The organism is Micrococcus sp. KRD012 (assembly GCF_017168555.1).
Taxonomy (GTDB): domain Bacteria; phylum Actinomycetota; class Actinomycetes; order Actinomycetales; family Micrococcaceae; genus Micrococcus; species Micrococcus luteus.
The window spans coordinates 12,564-28,474 of the sequence record NZ_JABFBB010000044.1 but is presented as its reverse complement, the minus strand read 5'-3'; the positions used below and the strand labels follow the sequence as shown (position 1 = coordinate 28,474).

14 protein-coding genes and 2 tRNA genes are annotated in these 15,911 nt (G+C 71.8%); 3 read left to right on the top strand and 13 right to left on the bottom strand.

All coding sequences use genetic code 11. The features are described 5' to 3' along the window. The first annotated feature begins 231 nt into the window (after positions 1-231). Positions 232-1,233 carry an IS481 family transposase gene (locus J1M37_RS11235; protein WP_145950735.1) on the top strand — a complete coding sequence of 334 codons (1,002 nt, stop codon included), beginning with the start codon at positions 232-234 and terminating at the stop codon, positions 1,231-1,233. Here the strand turns inward: J1M37_RS11235 and J1M37_RS11230 are convergent. Continuing rightward, positions 1,230-1,988: a rhomboid family intramembrane serine protease gene (locus J1M37_RS11230; RefSeq protein ID WP_342345150.1), complete on the bottom strand. Its 759-nt coding sequence runs from the start codon at positions 1,986-1,988 to the stop codon at positions 1,230-1,232. The genes J1M37_RS11235 and J1M37_RS11230 overlap by 4 nt on opposite strands. Positions 1,989-2,185: 197 nt before the next feature. Continuing rightward, complete coding sequence (locus tag J1M37_RS11225) at positions 2,186-2,716, bottom strand: peptidylprolyl isomerase (protein ID WP_010079725.1); 531 nt, start codon at positions 2,714-2,716, stop codon at positions 2,186-2,188. A gap of 185 nt (positions 2,717-2,901) precedes the next feature. Between J1M37_RS11225 and J1M37_RS11220 the strand changes: the two genes are divergently transcribed. Then, on the top strand, positions 2,902-4,137 hold the full coding sequence (locus J1M37_RS11220) for a hypothetical protein (RefSeq protein WP_206452669.1): 1,236 nt from the start codon (positions 2,902-2,904) through the stop codon (positions 4,135-4,137). 216 nt (positions 4,138-4,353) lie between these two features. Then, entirely contained in the window at positions 4,354-5,001 is a 648-nt protein-coding gene (locus J1M37_RS11215; RefSeq protein ID WP_020624435.1) for an MBL fold metallo-hydrolase, read from the top strand. A gap of 36 nt (positions 5,002-5,037) precedes the next feature. On the opposite strand, the gene J1M37_RS11210 is transcribed toward J1M37_RS11215, so the two are convergent. The 11 genes from J1M37_RS11210 to dnaN all read right to left on the bottom strand — a co-directional run bounded on the left by J1M37_RS11210 (position 5,038) and on the right by dnaN (position 15,542). After that, positions 5,038-5,265: an amphi-Trp domain-containing protein gene (locus J1M37_RS11210; RefSeq protein WP_206452668.1), complete on the bottom strand. Its 228-nt coding sequence runs from the start codon at positions 5,263-5,265 to the stop codon at positions 5,038-5,040. Between the two features lie 77 nt (positions 5,266-5,342). Continuing rightward, positions 5,343-6,131, bottom strand: a complete 789-nt coding sequence (locus tag J1M37_RS11205; RefSeq protein ID WP_206452667.1) for a queuosine precursor transporter — start codon at positions 6,129-6,131, stop codon at positions 5,343-5,345. Positions 6,132-6,383: 252 nt separating this feature from the next. Then, positions 6,384-6,456: transfer RNA gene (locus tag J1M37_RS11200), tRNA-Ala, on the bottom strand. 11 nt (positions 6,457-6,467) lie between these two features. Next, entirely contained in the window at positions 6,468-6,629 is a 162-nt protein-coding gene (locus J1M37_RS11195; RefSeq protein WP_020624432.1) for a hypothetical protein, read from the bottom strand. A gap of 58 nt (positions 6,630-6,687) precedes the next feature. Next, positions 6,688-6,761, bottom strand: a tRNA-Ile gene (locus tag J1M37_RS11190). Between the two features lie 100 nt (positions 6,762-6,861). Further along, positions 6,862-7,362: a DUF3566 domain-containing protein gene (locus J1M37_RS11185; protein WP_010079768.1), complete on the bottom strand. Its 501-nt coding sequence runs from the start codon at positions 7,360-7,362 to the stop codon at positions 6,862-6,864. Next, a complete protein-coding gene (gene gyrA, locus J1M37_RS11180; protein ID WP_102708249.1) occupies positions 7,359-10,046 on the bottom strand; it encodes a DNA gyrase subunit A in 2,688 nt (895 codons plus the stop codon). The genes J1M37_RS11185 and gyrA overlap by 4 nt, the downstream gene beginning before the upstream one ends. A gap of 68 nt (positions 10,047-10,114) precedes the next feature. Then, positions 10,115-12,265 (bottom strand): DNA topoisomerase (ATP-hydrolyzing) subunit B, encoded by a 2,151-nt coding sequence (gene gyrB / locus J1M37_RS11175; protein ID WP_206452666.1) that lies wholly within the window; start codon positions 12,263-12,265, stop codon positions 10,115-10,117. Positions 12,266-12,634: 369 nt separating this feature from the next. After that, a complete protein-coding gene (locus tag J1M37_RS11170; RefSeq protein ID WP_095347374.1) occupies positions 12,635-13,198 on the bottom strand; it encodes a DUF721 domain-containing protein in 564 nt (187 codons plus the stop codon). Beyond that, positions 13,191-14,405 (bottom strand): DNA replication/repair protein RecF, encoded by a 1,215-nt coding sequence (gene recF / locus J1M37_RS11165; protein ID WP_036337311.1) that lies wholly within the window; start codon positions 14,403-14,405, stop codon positions 13,191-13,193. Before recF ends, J1M37_RS11170 begins: the two co-directional genes overlap by 8 nt. 21 nt (positions 14,406-14,426) lie before the next feature. Beyond that, positions 14,427-15,542 carry a DNA polymerase III subunit beta gene (gene dnaN / locus J1M37_RS11160; RefSeq protein WP_036337327.1) on the bottom strand — a complete coding sequence of 372 codons (1,116 nt, stop codon included), beginning with the start codon at positions 15,540-15,542 and terminating at the stop codon, positions 14,427-14,429. Between the last annotated feature and the right edge of the window lie 369 nt (positions 15,543-15,911).

The window sequence follows — 15,911 nt, the reverse complement described above, 5'->3', positions numbered from 1 at the left end:
GCTGCAGGCTCACCACCGTGACCAACACCGGAGACGAGGTGGACCCCGACACCGAACTCACCCTCGGCCTCAGCGCCTGACCCCCATGAAGGATCAGACCGCTACACCATCACGAGGGGCTTGACCCTCGGCGTGTCAGGCGGCGACCACGAGGGTCAGTAGCCGACGGCTGAATGGGGGGCTTGGTCCGGGACTCAGCGACTCGACTGGAACATTCTTCGAAGGACGTGCATGACTCACCGCAACTCGCCACTGTCAGTCGAGGGACGTCGGCGGCTGGTCGAGCGTTGCAAGACCCGGCCGATCGCTCACGTGGCAGCTGAGATGGGAATCTCCCGCGCTACCGCGTCAAAGTGGGTCCATCGCCATCGTGAGTTCGGTGAGGTCGGTCTGCTCGACCGCTCATCGACGCCTAAGCAATCCCCGACAGCCACCCCCAACGTCGTTGTTCGCGAAGTCGAACGCATGCGGCGCGAGCACAAGTGGTCAGCGGCTCGGATCACGTTCGAGCTCGAACAGGTCGGCATTCAGATCAGTCGGCGCACGGTGAGTCGCATCCTCACCGACCTGCAGCTCAACCGGCGCCGCTTCATCGACCCGACCGGGGAAAGTAACCGCGAAGCGAGGAAGATTGTCGCTCGGTGCCCCGGCCACATGGTTCACCTGGACGTCAAGAAGGTCGGCCGAATCCCCGATGGCGGCGGATGGCGGGCTCATGGCAAGGACAGCCCGGAAGCTCGCGCCGTCGCGCGGACGAAAACCCGCGGCACGCGAGCCGGCTACGTCTACCTCCACTCAGCGATTGACGGCTACTCACGCCTCGCGTACACCGAGGCTTTGCCGAACGAGCAGGCCGCGACGGCCGTTGCGTTCCTCGCGCGAGCGCGGGCATGGTTCGCGGCTCATGGCATCACGCACATCGAACGGATCGTGACCGACAACGGATCCTGTTACCGCGCCTCAGCGTTCGCCGATGCACTGGCCGGGTCGCGGCACCAACGGATCACGCCCTACACGCCCCGCCACAACGGAAAGATCGAGCGGTACAACCGGATCCTTGCCGAAGAGTTCCTCTATGCACGGACATGGACCTCAGAAGACGAACGCGCCAACGCCCTCGAGCGCTGGAACCTGCACTACAACTACCACCGCCCGCACGGTGCCGCGGACGGTCAGCCGCCGGCCACGCTCGTGCCAATTCGCGTCAACAACCTCCTGGCCTCATACATCTAGCCGAGCAGGCCGGCCACCGTGACCCGTGCGGCGCCGAGCACCGTGAGCGCCGCCAGCGCCGCCGCCACGACCACGAGGCCGGCTGCCTGGGCGCCCACGGACGGCACGCGCGCGCGGCCGGGCCGCAGCCCGCCGGCCAGGGAGAACACGACGGCGACGACCGCGCCCGTCAGCAGCCCGCCCACGTGCACCTGCCAGGCCACCCCGGGCAGCAGGAACGAGAACACGAGGTTCAGGCCGATCAGCACGGCGATCGAGCGCACCTGCCCGCCCCGCACCCGGGTGAGCAGGAACAGGGCCGCGAACATGCCGTACACGGCGCCGGACGCCCCGACGACGGGCTGCAGCGGGTCCGAGACCCACAGCGCGAACACCGCGCCGCCCACGGCGGAGAGCACGTAGAGGGCGAGGAACCGCCACCAGCCCAGCGCGGGCTCGAGCACGCGCCCGATCACCCACAGCGCGAGCATGTTCAGCAGCAGGTGCGTGGGGCCGGAGACGTCGTGCACGAGCGCGTAGGAGGCCATCCGCCACGGCTCCATGCCGTACGGGGACGTGTAGAGCCCGGCGTACCAGAGCGCCTCGGTCACGCCGGACGCCTGATCCCGGGTCATCCACTGCGCCGCGTAGACCACCACCGTGACCGCCAGCAGGATCCAGGTGACGGGCGAGGCGGCGAAGCCCGTCCGCCGTCGGGCCGGGACCGTCGCGGCGGCGCCGGCAGCGGGAGCCGCCGTCGGACCGGGACCGGCCACGACGCCGGACGCACAGTCCACGCAGACCGGTCCGGCCGCCGAGCCGGAACGCTGGCAGTGGAGGCACGCGGGGCGCCGGCACACGGTGCAGCGCACATACGCCGCACGGCCCGGATGCCGCGGGCACACCGGGGGTGTGCCGTCCGCGGAGTCCGGGCCGTGCGGGTCAGAGGGGGTGGTGCTCACCGAGGGGCTGCTCAGGCCTCGTCGATGTCGATGGACTCGATGACGACGTCCTCGAGCGGACGGTCACGGGGATCGGTGGCGACGGCGTTGAGCTCGTCCACGACCTTCTGGGAGGCCTCGTCCTTCACCTCGCCGAAGATGGTGTGCTTGCCGTTGAGCCAGCCGGTGGGCACGGAGGTGATGAAGAACTGCGAGCCGTTGGTGCCGGGGCCGGCGTTGGCCATGGCCAGCAGGTAGGGACGGTCGAACTGCAGCTCGGGGTGGATCTCGTCGCCGAACTGGTAGCCGGGGCCGCCGATGCCCATGCCGAGCGGGTCGCCGCCCTGGATCATGAAGTCCTTGATGATGCGGTGGAACACGGTGCCGGAGTACAGCGGGGCGCCGTTGTTCTTCTCACCGGTCTGCGGGTGGGTCCACTCCTGCTCGCCGGTGGCGAGACCCACGAAGTTCTTCACGGTCTTCGGGGCGTGGTTGCCGAACAGCTCGACGACGATGTCGCCGTGGTTCGTGTGGATGGTCGCGGTGTGCGTCTTGTTCGCCATGCGCCCCATTGTTCCATCCGCGGCGGCGGGCCGTCCGGATCCCGCCGTCCGGGGGCGGGTCTTCCGCGATCGGCGTACGCACTCCCGGCGTGCCGGGACCCGTGCCACGGCGGGGGTCGGCCACTAGGCTGGGCCTCGAGGACCACCGCGTTCAACGACCATCCAGAACCCACGGGAGGCATCACATGGCTCGCACGACCCTGCACGACGAGATCCAGCACGACGGCGGCGCGAACGCGTTCGTCGCACGCCAGGCGGAGAACCTGCGCCACTGGGCCGCCCCGAAGGTGGAGTCCACCCGCGCCTGGAGCGAGGTGGCCGCGGCCTACGGGCTGATCGGCGGCTCCGCCGCGGCCGAGGAGGGCCGCCGCAAGGCCCAGGACGCCAAGAAGGAGTACGGCCCCGTGGTCGAGCGCGGGGCGCGGAAGGCCGGCGAGGCCGTCGCGCACCAGTACGGGCTGCTGGCCCCCGCCGTCGCCAAGGGCGTGGACACCGTCCAGGACTTCCTCGAGCACCTGCAGGCCCAGGCGCAGGACGCCGGCCACGAGGTGCAGCAGCAGTTCGCCGCGGCGCGCAAGGACGCTGAGAAGGCCGCGAAGAAGGGCCGCCGTCGTGGGGGCCGCAAGGCCAAGCAGCTGCGCCGGGACGGCCGCCAGGCCGCCAAGGGCCTGCGCAAGGACGCGAAGAAGGCCGCCAAGGGCGCCCGTAAGGACGCGCAGCGGTCCGCCGCCCTGTTCAGCGACCGTGCCGGTCAGGCCAAGGACGCCGCCGCGGCGGGCGGCCTGACCCTCGCCGGTCTCCTCGCCACGGGTCTGTCCGCGCTGCAGGAGCAGGGCGGGAAGGTGGCCCCGCAGGTGCAGGCCCGCCTGGCCGACGCCGGCGACTACGCCCAGCGCCGCAAGGAGGAGGTCCTCCCCGTGGCCGCCGCCCGCCTGGCCGACGGCGCCGCGCACGCCCGCAAGACCGCCCACGACGTCGAGGTCCCGGACGCCCTGGAGCAGGCCCTGATCAAGCTCACCGGGGACAAGGCGATCGTGCAGCGCCTGCGCCAGGGTGCCGAGCAGTACGCCGGCGCCGCCGAGAAGGACCTGAACCGTGCCGCCGGTCGCCGGGCCTCCCGCTCGGGCGGCCGCTCCTGGATCGTCGCGGGCATGGCGGCCGCCGCCGCCGGCGCCGGCTTCGCCCTGTGGCGCCTGACCAAGCCGGTGCAGGATCCGTGGACCGCCCCGGTCCCGGGCCCGATCACCGCGAACATCCCGGTGGTGGAGGCCAACAACCCCTACGCCCAGCAGCAGAAGGTCGTGGCCGAGGCCGGCTCGGCCGCGGCGGGCCAGGGCGTGCGGGTGGACACCGCCACGCCGGACCCGGTGGCCGCCGCCAACGCGAAGGTGCTGGGCGTCCAGCCCGGGCAGCAGCGCTGACCCGCTCCCCCGCGCCCTGAGCGCGCAGCGGACTGCGCCCGGCCCGCGCATCCTCGGCAGGACCGAGGGGGCGCGGGCCGGCGCGCGTCCGGGCGCAGGTCGGGGCGGGAGCCGGTGGGCCGCCGTCGAACGGGGCGCGGGCCTTGTCCACCGCCGGGAGCGCGCGGGAGGCTGGGAGCGCCCGGGATCCCGACGCCGGGCGGAGGAGTGATCTGCATGAGCACGACCCTGACCCTCTTCGGCCACTCGGCCGTCCGCCTCGAGAAGGCCGGCCGGCGCCTCGCGTTCGACCCCGGCGCGTTCAGCGACGCGGCGGTCCTGGACGGCGCGGACGCCGTCCTCGTGACGCACGGCCACCCGGACCACGTGGTCCCCGAGCAGCTGGCCCGGGCGTTGGCCGGCACGGAGACGCACGTGTGGGCGCCACGGGACCTCACGGGGCCGCTGGCGGAGGCGGGGCTCGACGCCGGACACGTGCACACGGCCGTGCCCGGGGAGACGTTCGAGGCCGCCGGCTTCCGGGTGGAGGTGCTCGGCGGGGAGCACGCGGTGATCCACGCCGAGGTGCCGCGCCCGGTGAACGTGTCCTATCTCGTGGACGGGGCCGTGCTGCACCCCGGCGACTCGTTCACGGTGCCGGACGCCGACGTCGAGGTGCTCCTGCTGCCCGCCGCGGCGCCGTGGCTGCGCATCGCGGACGTGGTGGACCAGATGCGGGCCATCGCGGCGACGCACACCCGCCCCATCCACGACGGCATCCTCAGCGAGGACGGCAAGGGCGTGGTGGATCGGGTGCTCTCGGGTCTCGCCGAGGGCGTGACCGACTACCGGCGCCTGGCCCCCGGGGAGCCCTGGACGTTCTGAGGCACGGGGTGGCGACGGCGGCCGGCCCGGGGCCGGTCACCAGCTGAGGGTGATCTCCAGCTCGGCGTCGCCGCCGTCCTCGACTTCGAGATCCACCTCGAGGCCCACGCGGTCCGGGACGGTGACGACGACGTCGCGGCCGCCGTGCTCGATCCGCACCTCGTTCTGCCGGGAGAGCTGGTCGGCGAGGTCGCGCAGGCGTGCGGCGGCCTGCTCGCGGCTGAGGGTCTGCTGCTGCTCGTGCTCGAAGAGGTCCTTGCCCATGGCACCGACGGTAGCCCGTGGGCGGGGTGCGCGCGACGGACGGGCCCCGGCACGGCCGACGCCGGGGCCCGCGCGGGTCAGCGGGACGCGGCCGGGGCGACGGCGGGGTTCTCGTCGCGGTGGATCTCGAAGCCGGGCGCCCGGTAGGTGGGCTCCCGGCGCTTGAGGGCGCGGATGACGAGCAGGGTCACCGGCACGATGAGGATCTCCACGAGCGTCTTGTACGCGAAGCCGGTCACCGTGTAGTTCGCCAGTTCCAGCAGCGAGATGGTGCCGGCGTAGGCGATGGTGCAGAAGATCAGGGTGTCGAAGAACTGGCCGACCACGGTCGAGAGGATGAGCCGGAACGCCACGTGCCGTTCCCTCATGCGCTCCTTGAGGCGGACCACGATGGACGCGTTGAGCAGGGAGCCCACGAGGAACGCGACGAAGCCGGCCACGGTGATCCGCAGCATGGGCGCGAGGGCCTGGTCCCACACCTCGAAGCCCTCGACGGGCGTGGTCCAGGAGACCACTGTGTAGGTGAGGGCGGCGAGCACGAGCATCGCGAAGCCGAGGACGATGGCGCGGCGGGCCCGGCGCCAGCCGTACACCTCGGCGAGGATGTCGCCGACGATGTACGCGAACGGGAACAGGAAGGCGCCGCCGTCGAAGATGAGGGGGCCGCCGTCGTAGAAGAGGTCCGAGATGACCGGGACGGTGGGGCCGTAGAAGAGCTTGGCCGCGGTGACGCCGGAGAGGATCAGGAGGGCGATGAAGACGCCCACGAAGATGTCGTAGTAGCTCGCGGGCACCCGGGCGTAGGCCGGAGTGCCCTGCCCAGAGGCGGGTCGGTCGGGGGACGGGGTGTCGATGGTGGTGTTCACCGGACCATCCAACACCACGCACGACGACGGCGGGCACGGTGGGCGGGTCCGGCGGCGGGGGTTCGGGGCAGGCCATCCCCGTCCCTCCGTGGGCAGAAACGCCCTCTCTTCTGCCCACGGGGCCCGAAGTCCTGCGGTTTGTGCCCCAGGAGCCCCCGGGTCGCCGGTTTCTGCCCACGGTGCCGGCGCCGGCGGCCACCCTGGGCATACGAAAGGGCCCGGGAGTCTCACGACTCCCGGGCCCTTCTTCGGTGGAGGCAAGGGGACTCGAACCCCTAACCCCCTGCTTGCAAAGCAGGTGCGCTACCAATTGCGCCATGCCCCCGTGAGGACCGGTCAGTCCTCCGGTGCCGGCTCGACGCCGTCGGCGTCCTCCGGCAGGTCGTCCGTGGCCGTGGCCCAGACGTCCTTCCCCGCACTGTTCTCCCGCCAGAGACGCGCCCCATAGGCGGCTGCCGCGGCGCTGACCACGAGGGCCACGCGTGCCAGTCGACCCATGGGAAGACCTCCGGAGACGAACGGAGCCCCAGCGGACCGGGGCTCTGTGTGGTGGGAGTGGGCGTACCAAGACTTGAACTTGGGACCTCTTCGTTATCAGCGAAGCGCTCTAACCGCCTGAGCTATACGCCCTCACCGTCGCTCACGGCTGACGCCGTTCACAACAGGAGATGACTGTACAGGAACGCCGACGCCCCGCGCAAATCCGCGCGGGGCGTCGTCGAGGGTCTGCTCAGTCGTCCGTCAGCGTGACGCCGAGGCCGCCCACGAGGCTCGCGCAGAGGTTGTAGAGCAGCGCGGCCACGGTGGCCAGGGCGGTCAGCAGGATGACGTTGACCACGGCCAGCACGGTGGCCAGCGAGGTCACGGTGCTCAGCGGGGCCAGGGACGCCACGGTGTAGCGCCCGGCCTCGGAGCCGAGCACGGTGCCGATCACGTCGTTGACCCTGTCGAAGATCCCGAGGACGTCGGACAGCGAGTACAGCGCCACCGCCGCCACCACCGTGAGGATGCCCAGCGCCACCGAGAGCAGGAACGCCAGCTTCAGCACGGACCACGGGTCCACCCGGGTCAGGACCAGGCGGGCGCGGCGCACCTTGGCCTTCGGGACGGCGCGGACCAGGTCCTCCTGCGAGGACCCGCTGGCCTTGCGCACCGGGCGGCCGGACCGCGGCTCGGCGGCCTTCCCGGTGCTCCGCCCCTGGCCGGGACGCGACGACGCGGACGTGCTCACTGCTCTCCTCCGTCTGCACCCTCACCGGCGTCCTGCGTCAGGGCGTCCTCCGGTGCGGCTACGGGGTCGGTCGGGTCGATGTCTGCGTCCAAGGGTACATCCGGCCCCGCCTCGGCCTCGGCGTCCGCCTTCGCCTCCATCTCCTGCTCATTGTTCAGGGTGACGGCGACGATCCGGTCCCGCTTGTCCGGCTTGGCGAAGATCACGCCCATCGTGTCGCGGCCCTTGGCCGGCACGCCGGCGACGGCGGAGCGCACCACCTTGCCCGAGGCCATCACCACGAGGACCTCCTGGTCCTCGCGCACCACGAGACCGCCGGCGAGCTCGCCGCGGTCGTCCACGAGCTTGGCGACCTTGATGCCGAGGCCGCCGCGGTTCTGCAGGCGGTACTCGTCCACGTGGGTGCGCTTGGCGAAGCCGCCGTCCGTGACGGTGAAGACGTAGCCGTCCTCCTCCACCACGTCCATCGTCAGCAGGGAGTCGTCGTCGCGGAACTTCATGCCGGTCACGCCCGAGGTCGCACGGCCCATGGGACGCAGCGCCTCGTCCGTGGCGGTGAACCGCAGGGACTGGCCCTTGTGCGAGATCAGGATGAGGTCGTCGTCGGGTGAGACCACGCGGGCCGAGACCAGCTCGTCCCCCTCGCGCAGCTTGATCGCGATCAGGCCGGCGGTGCGGTTCGTGTCGTAGTCCAGCAGCGGCGTCTTCTTCACGAGGCCGCCGCGCGTGGCGAGCACGAGGTACGGGGCCCGGCCGTAGTCCACGAGCGGCTGGATCTGGGCGATCCGCTCGTCCGGCTGGAACGCGAGCAGGTTGGCCACGTGCTGGCCCTTCGCGTCGCGGCCGGCCTCGAGCAGCTCGTACGTCTTGATGCGGTACACGCGGCCGAAGTTCGTGAAGAACAGCAGCCAGTGGTGCGTGGACACGGTGAGGAAGTGCTCGACGACGTCGTCGCCGCGCAGCGTCGCCCCGCGCACGCCCTTGCCGCCGCGCGCCTGGGACCGGTACTGGTCGATCCGGGTGCGCTTGACGTAGCCGCCGCGGGTGATGGAGACGACCATCTCCTCCTCGGGGATCAGGTCCTCGATGGACATGTCGCCGTCGAAGCCGGCCATGATCTCGGTGCGGCGGTCGTCGCCGTGCTTGGCCACGATCTCGGCGAGCTCCTCGGAGATGACCTCGCGCTGACGCTGCGGGGACTCCAGGATCCGGTTGTACTCGGCGATCTTCGCCATGAGGTCGTCGTACTCGTCCTGGATCTTCCGGGACTCCAGGGCAGCGAGCTGGCGCAGCTGCATCTGCAGGATGGCCTGGGCCTGGACGTCGTCGATGTCCAGGAGCTCCTTGAGGGCCTCGCGGGCCACGTCCGCCGAGGCCGAGCGGCGGATGGTCGCGATGACCTCGTCCAGCATGTCCAGGGCCTTGAGCAGACCGCGCAGGATGTGCGCGCGCTCCTCGGCCTTGCGCTTGCGGAACGCGGTGCGGCGCACGATCACGTCGATCTGGTGCTTCACCCAGTGGTGCACGAAGCCGTCCAGGGACAGGGTGCGCGGCACGCCGTCCACGAGCGCGAGCATGTTGGCCGAGAAGTTCGACTGCAGCTCGGTGTGCTTGTAGAGGTTGTTCAGCACCACCTTGGCGACGGCGTCGCGCTTGAGCACGATCACCAGGCGCTGGCCGGTGCGGCCGGAGGTCTCGTCGCGCATGTCCGCGATGCCGTTGATCTTACCGTCCCGCACCATCTCCGCGATCTTCGCGGCGAGGTTGTCCGGGTTGGTCATGTAGGGCAGCTCGGTGACCACGAGGCACGTGCGGCCCTGGATCTCCTCCACGTTGACCACGGCGCGCATGGTGATGGGGCCGCGGCCGGTCCGGTAGACCTCCTCGATGCCCTTGCGGCCCAGGATCTGGGCGCCCGTGGGGAAGTCGGGGCCGTGCACGCGGGCCAGGAGCGCCTCGAGCAGCTCCTCGCGGGTGGCCTCGGGGTGCTCGAGGTACCACTGCACGCCCGCGGCCACCTCGCGCATGTTGTGCGGCGGGATGTTCGTGGCCATGCCGACGGCGATGCCCGAGGAGCCGTTGACCAGCAGGTTCGGATACCGGGCGGGCAGGACGACGGGCTCCTGCTGCTTGCCGTCGTAGTTGTCCTGCATGTCGACGGTGTCCTCGTCGATGTCCCGGACCATCTCCATGGCCAGCGGGGCCATCTTGGTCTCGGTGTAGCGCTGGGCGGCCGCGCCGTCGTTGCCCGGGGAGCCGAAGTTGCCCTGGCCGAGCGCCAGCGGGTAGCGCTGGACCCAGTCCTGGATGAGGCGCACGAGGGCGTCGTAGATCGCGGTGTCGCCGTGCGGGTGGTAGTTGCCCATCACGTCGCCCACCACGCGGGCGGACTTGTTGAACGCGCGGTCCGGGCGGTAGCCGCCGTCGTACATCGCGTAGAGCACGCGACGGTGCACGGGCTTGAGGCCGTCGCGCACGTCCGGCAGCGCGCGGCCGACGATCACGGCCATCGCGTAGTCCAGGTACGAGCGCTTCATCTCCGACTCGAGGTCGACGGGCTCGACCTTGTCGGCGGCGCCCTCGGGGAGCACGTAGTGCTCCACCTCGATGTCCAGGCCGGTCTGCGGGGTCGGGGCGCCCTCGACGGGCTCGTCCGGGGTCTGGGGGGTGGTCTCGTCGCTCACGCGGGTCCTCTCGTGCTCCCCGCGACGGCGGGGAGGGTGGTCGGCTCAGGCAGGTCTGCGGGTCCGGCTCAGACGTCCAGGAAGCGGATGTCCTTGGCGTTCTGCTGGATGAAGGTGCGGCGGGACTCCACGTCCTCGCCCATGAGCATGGAGAAGACGGCGTCCGCGGCGGCGGCGTCCTCCATGGTCACCTGCAGCAGGGTGCGGTGCTCCGGATCCATGGTGGTGTCCCAGAGCTCCTGGTAGTTCATCTCGCCCAGGCCCTTGTAGCGCTGCACGCCGTTGTCCTTGGGGTAGCGCCAGCCCTTGGCCAGGCCGGCCTCGACGGCGGCGTCGCGCTCCTCGTCCGAGAACACGTAGTCGTGCGGGGCGTTGGACCACTTGATGCGGTACAGCGGCGGCTGCGCGAGGAACACGTGGCCGGCCTCGATGAGCGGGCGCATGTACCGGAACAGCACGGTCAGCAGCAGCGTGGTGATGTGCTGGCCGTCCACGTCCGCGTCCGCCATGAGCACGATCTTGTGGTACCGCAGCTTGGAGATGTCGAACTCCTCGCCGATGTTGGTGCCGAACGCCGTGATCATCGACTGGATCTCGGCGTTGCCGAGGGCCTTGTCCAGGCGGGCGCGCTCCACGTTCAGGATCTTGCCGCGCAGCGGCAGGATGGCCTGCGTCTCCGGGTTGCGGCCCTGCTTGGCCGAGCCGCCGGCGGAGTCGCCCTCCACGATGTACACCTCGCAGCGCTCGGGGTCCTTCGAGGAGCAGTCGGCCAGCTTGCCGGGCATGCCGAAGGACTCCAGCGGGGACTTGCGGCGCGCGTTGTCCCGGGCCTTGCGGGCGGCCAGGCGGGCGTGCGAGGCCATGATGGCCTTGCGGATGATCTCCTTGGCCGGGCCCGGATTGCGCTCGAACCAGTCGCCGAGGTGGTCCGTGACCGCCTTGGACACGAACCCGCGGGCCTCGGAGTTGCCGAGCTTGGTCTTGGTCTGGCCCTCGAACTGCGGCTCGGAGAGCTTCACGGAGATCACGGCGGTCAGGCCCTCGCGGATGTCCTCGCCCGTGAGGTTGTCCTCCTTGGGCTTGAGGATCTCCTTCTCCCGCGCGTAGCGGTTGACCAGGGAGGTCAGCGCGGCGCGGAAGCCCTCCTCGTGGGTGCCGCCCTCGTGGGTGTTGATCGTGTTCGCGTAGGTGTGCACGGACTCGGAGTAGGCGGAGGTCCACTGCATGGCCACCTCGACGGCCATGGAGCGACCGTCCGAGACGTCCTCGGCCTCGAAGGCGATGACGTCGTCGTGGACGTACTCGACCTTCTTGGCGGAGTTGAGGTGCTGGACGTAGTCGAGCAGGCCGTTCTCGTACAGGTAGGTGACGGAGCGGCGCTGGGGCTCCTGCTCCGTGTCCTCCGCCAGGCCGTTCTCCGCGACGTCCTCGCCGGCGGCGCCCTCGCCCGCGATCTCGTCGTCGACGACCTCGTTGGACTCCTGGACGCGCTCGTCCGTGAGGGTGATGCGCAGGCCCTTGTTGAGGAAGGCCATCTGCTGGAAGCGGGCGCGCAGGGTCTCGTAGTCGAACTCGATCGAGTCGAAGATCTCCGCGTCCGGGTAGAACGTCTGCACGGTGCCCGTGGCGTCCGTGGCCTCACCCTTGACCAGCTCGCCCTGGGGCACGCCGCCGTCCGCGAAGGACATGCGCCACACGTGCCCCTGACGGCGGACCTCGGTGTCCACGCGGCGGGAGAGCGCGTTGACCACGGAGATGCCCACGCCGTGCAGGCCGCCCGAGACGGCGTAGCCGCCGCCGCCGAACTTGCCGCCGGCGTGCAGGATCGTCATGACGACCTCGACGGTCGGCCTCCCCTCGGTGGGGTGCAGGTCCACGGGGATGCCGCGGCCGTCGTCCGCCACGCGCACGCCGCCGTCGGCCTGCAGCGTGACGTCGATGCCGGTGGCGTAGCCGGCCAGCGCCTCGTCCACGGAGTTGTCCACGACCTCGTACACGAGGTGATGCAGGCCCCGCGGGCCGGTGGAGCCGATGTACATGCCGGGGCGCTTGCGGACGGCCTCGAGGCCCTCGAGCACGGTGATGGCGCTGGCGCCGTACTCACCGGGCACCTTCCGGTCCTTCACCGGGGCCTCGGGCTGCCCGACGGCGTCCGGCACGGCCTCCGGGTTCGGCGCGGCCGACGCGGCGGTCGGCTCCTCCGCGGGGTTCTCGGGCATGGCGTCAACCACGGGTGGCTCACTTCCTCGGACGTCGGCGGCAGGGTCGACCCGCGCGCAGGCGCGCGACGCCGCCCGGACAGGACCGGCACGCGACACGCTCCCGCAGATCCACGGGGGCGGGGGACGGACGACGGCCGGCCCCCTCTCACTGGTCCCAGTGTACCGCCTGACACCCCGAGGGCCCGCATCGACGGGGGTCCGCCGCGGGAGAACACCCGCTCAGCGGCCAGGGACACGGCTCAGGACGCGCGCAGGAGACCGCCTATGCCTCCCGGGCCGTCACCGACCCTGTGACCGCGCTAGAGCGGCGCCCATGGCCTCGCCGCGTCCGGGTCGTCGTCGGGCGCCGCGCGGATGGCCGCGGACTCAGCCGTAGGTGTCGCGCGGCCCGCGTCCGCCGCGCACGGTGCGCGGCCCCCTGCGCCAGCTCGGGGCCTGGGGCCCCGCCACCTCGATGCGGGTCACGACGCCGGGCCCGAGCGCCTCGTCGAAGCGCTGCAGGAGCACGGGGCTCATCAGGCGCAGCTGCGTGGCCCACGCGGTGGAGCTCGTCCGGACCCGCACCACGGAGTCCTCGAAGCTCTCCGGGCGACAGTGCAGCGCGATCTCCGGCCCCACCAGCTCGGCCCAGCGGGTGAGCACGGAGCCGACCGCCACGGGGGTGGACCAGCCGCGATCGCGGATCAGTCGGCCGAACACGGTGGACACCGTGGCCGGGTCCCGGTCCGCACCCCCGAACGGGCGCCGACGGTCCTGCCGCTCCCGGCCGGCCGCCGTCGTGCCCGCCATGGCCCCGGCCAGGCCCGCGCCCGTCCCCCGCGCCCGCAGCGGCGCCTCGCCCCGCTCCCGGGCGGCCTCGCGGACCCGGCGCAGCTGTACGAGCGCCAGGTCCGGCCGGTCCGGCTCGAACGGGGCGGGGGTCTCAGCCATCGGCCCCGCCCTCGCGCCGGGGCTCGCGGATGTCGCCCTCCACGGGGGCCGCGGCGGCCACGGCCTCGGAGCCCTCCGCGTCCTGGCGGATGAGCACGCGGTGGGCCGTGAGCTCCTCGGGGACGTCCTCGAGTGCGGCGGCCGTGACGATCACCTGCTCGGCCCGGTGGACGAGCGCGGCGAGGCGGCGACGACGGGCGGCGTCGAGCTCCGCGAACACGTCGTCCAGGATCAGGACGGGGCGGGCGTCGGGGTCCGGGTCGTCGGCCACGAGCACGTCGTAGGCCGCCATGCGCAGGGCGAGCGCCAGCGACCATGTCTCCCCATGGGAGGCGTAGCCGCGCGCGGGCGCCGGGCCCAGGAAGAGGGCGAGCTCGTCCCGGTGGGGGCCCACCAGGGTCAGCGCCCGTGCCCGTTCCTCCTCCCGCTGGGCCTCGAGCGTCCGGCGCATGTCCGCGGCCAGGTCCGCCACGGCCGGGACCTCCGCGTGGGTGCCGCGGGCCAGCGGGACGGTGGACTCGTAGGCGTAGGCCGCGGCCTTGGAGCCGTTCGTCAGCGCCGCATACATCTCCTGGAGGGGGCGGGCCAGCAGGCGCAGCACGTGCAGGCGGCCGTGGAGCAGGCGGGCGCCGGCGGCGCAGAGGTGCTCGTCCCAGACGGCGAGCGTCGCGTCCTCCTCCGGGCCCCAGCGGCGAGAGCCGCGGCCCGACTTGAGCAGGGCGTTGCGCTGACGCAGCACGCGTTCGTAGTCGGCGGCGGCCTCGCCGAGCGCCGGACGCAGCTGCACCATGAGCTGGTCGAGGAGACGACGGCGGCCGCCCGGCTCCCCCGTCACGAGGCTGAGGTCCTCCGGGGCGAAGACCACGGTGCGCAGGATCCCGAGGCCCTCCTTCGCCCGCACGGGGGCGCCGCGGTTGATGGCCACCCGGTTGGACCGGCCCGGCAGGATCTCCAGCTCGAGGGCGACGGTGCGGGAACCGCGGTGCACGCGCCCGGCCATCCGGGCCCGGTCCCGGCCGAAGCGCACGAGCTGCGCGTCCGAGCTGACCCGGTGGGACTGCTGGGCGCCGAGGTAGCCGATCGCCTCCACGAGGTTGGTCTTGCCCACCCCGTTGGCCCCGAGCAGCACCGTGGACCCCGGCGTCAGCTCCAGGTCGGCCCAGCGGTAGGACCGGAAGTCCGCGACGGTGAGGTGGGACAGGTACACGGGTGCGTCCGGCCCCCTGCGTCAGGCGATGCGCACCGGCATCACGAGGTAGCGGTAGTCGGAGACGACGCCGTCCTCCTGGTTCACGCCGGTGAGCAGGGCGGGCTTGGGCGCGGACGTGAAGGCGAAGCGCACCTGCGGCTGGTCCACCACGGCCAGGCCCTCGGAGAGGTAGGACGGGTTGAACGCCACGGTGATGTCCTCGCCCTCGAGCGTGCACGGCACGGACTCGTTGGCGCTCGCGTCATCGCCGGTGCCGGCGTCCAGGGTGACCTGGCCCTCCGTGAACACCATGCGCAGGGCGGTGTTGCGCTCGGCCACGAGGGCGACGCGGCGGGACGCCTCGACCAGGGCGGCGGTGTCCACCACGGCCTGGATGGGGCTGGACTCGGGGAAGAGCGAGCGGATCTTGGGGTACTCGCCGTCCACGAGCACGGAGGTGGTGCGGCGGCCACCGGAGGCGAAGCCCACGAGGTCGGCGGTCTGACCGAGGAGGATCTCCAGGTCGCCGCCGGAGCCGAGGGACTTGGCGACCTCGGTGAGCGTGCGCGCCTTGATGAGCAGCGACGTCGAGAGGGACGGGTCCGCCGGGGTCCAGCGGATCTCCTTCATGGCCAGCCGGTAGCGGTCCGTGGCCAGGAAGGTCATGGTGTCGCCCTCGATCTCCACCTTCACGGCGGTGAGGATCGGCAGGGTGTCGTCCTTGGAGGCGGCGACGGTGACCTGGGCGACGGCGTGGGCGAACGCGGCCCCGTCCACGGTGCCTGCGGGGGCCGGCAGCTCGGGCAGGGCCGGGTAGTCGCCCACGGGCATCGTGGCCAGGGAGAAGCGGGAGGATCGGCAGGTGACGAGCACCTTGCCGCCGTCGAGCTCCACCGTGACCTGGGCCTGCGGCAGGGAGCGGACGATGTCGTTCAGCAGACGGCCGGAGACGAGCACCTGGCCCGCGGTCTCGACGTCCGCCTCGATCTCCAGGCGCGCGGAGGTCTCGTAGTCGAAGCTCGCGATGGACACGACGCCGGCCTCGGCCGTGATCAGCAGACCCGAGAGCACCGGCACCGGCGGGCGCGGGGACAGGGAGCGGGCGGCCCAGGAGACGGCGTCGGTGAGGATGTCGCGTTCGACGGTGAACTTCACGAGCTGCACTGCCTCTCTGGGGGTGATGACGGGGGTTGCGGGCCCGGGGGAACGGCGACACGCGGGCCTCAGCATAGGCGGTCCGCGCGGCGGGTGTCAGGTCGGAAGCGAATGACAAGCCTGTGATTCCAAGGATTCCGAGCGCACGGGCGCAGCCCGGGCTCTCGGGGCCCTCAGCTCGGTGCGAGGCGGCGGAGATGATGTTGCTTGGCGGAATCTCTGAAGGGGGATCAGAAGGAGTGGTAGCGGGTGTGGATCCTGTGGAGAACGCCATTCTGCCGCGTCAGCATGCGGATCCGGTTGGGGGAACCGTGTGGACGCCCGCTCGTTCGGGGTGTGCATCCGGTGTGGACGAGCCCCGGAGGCCGT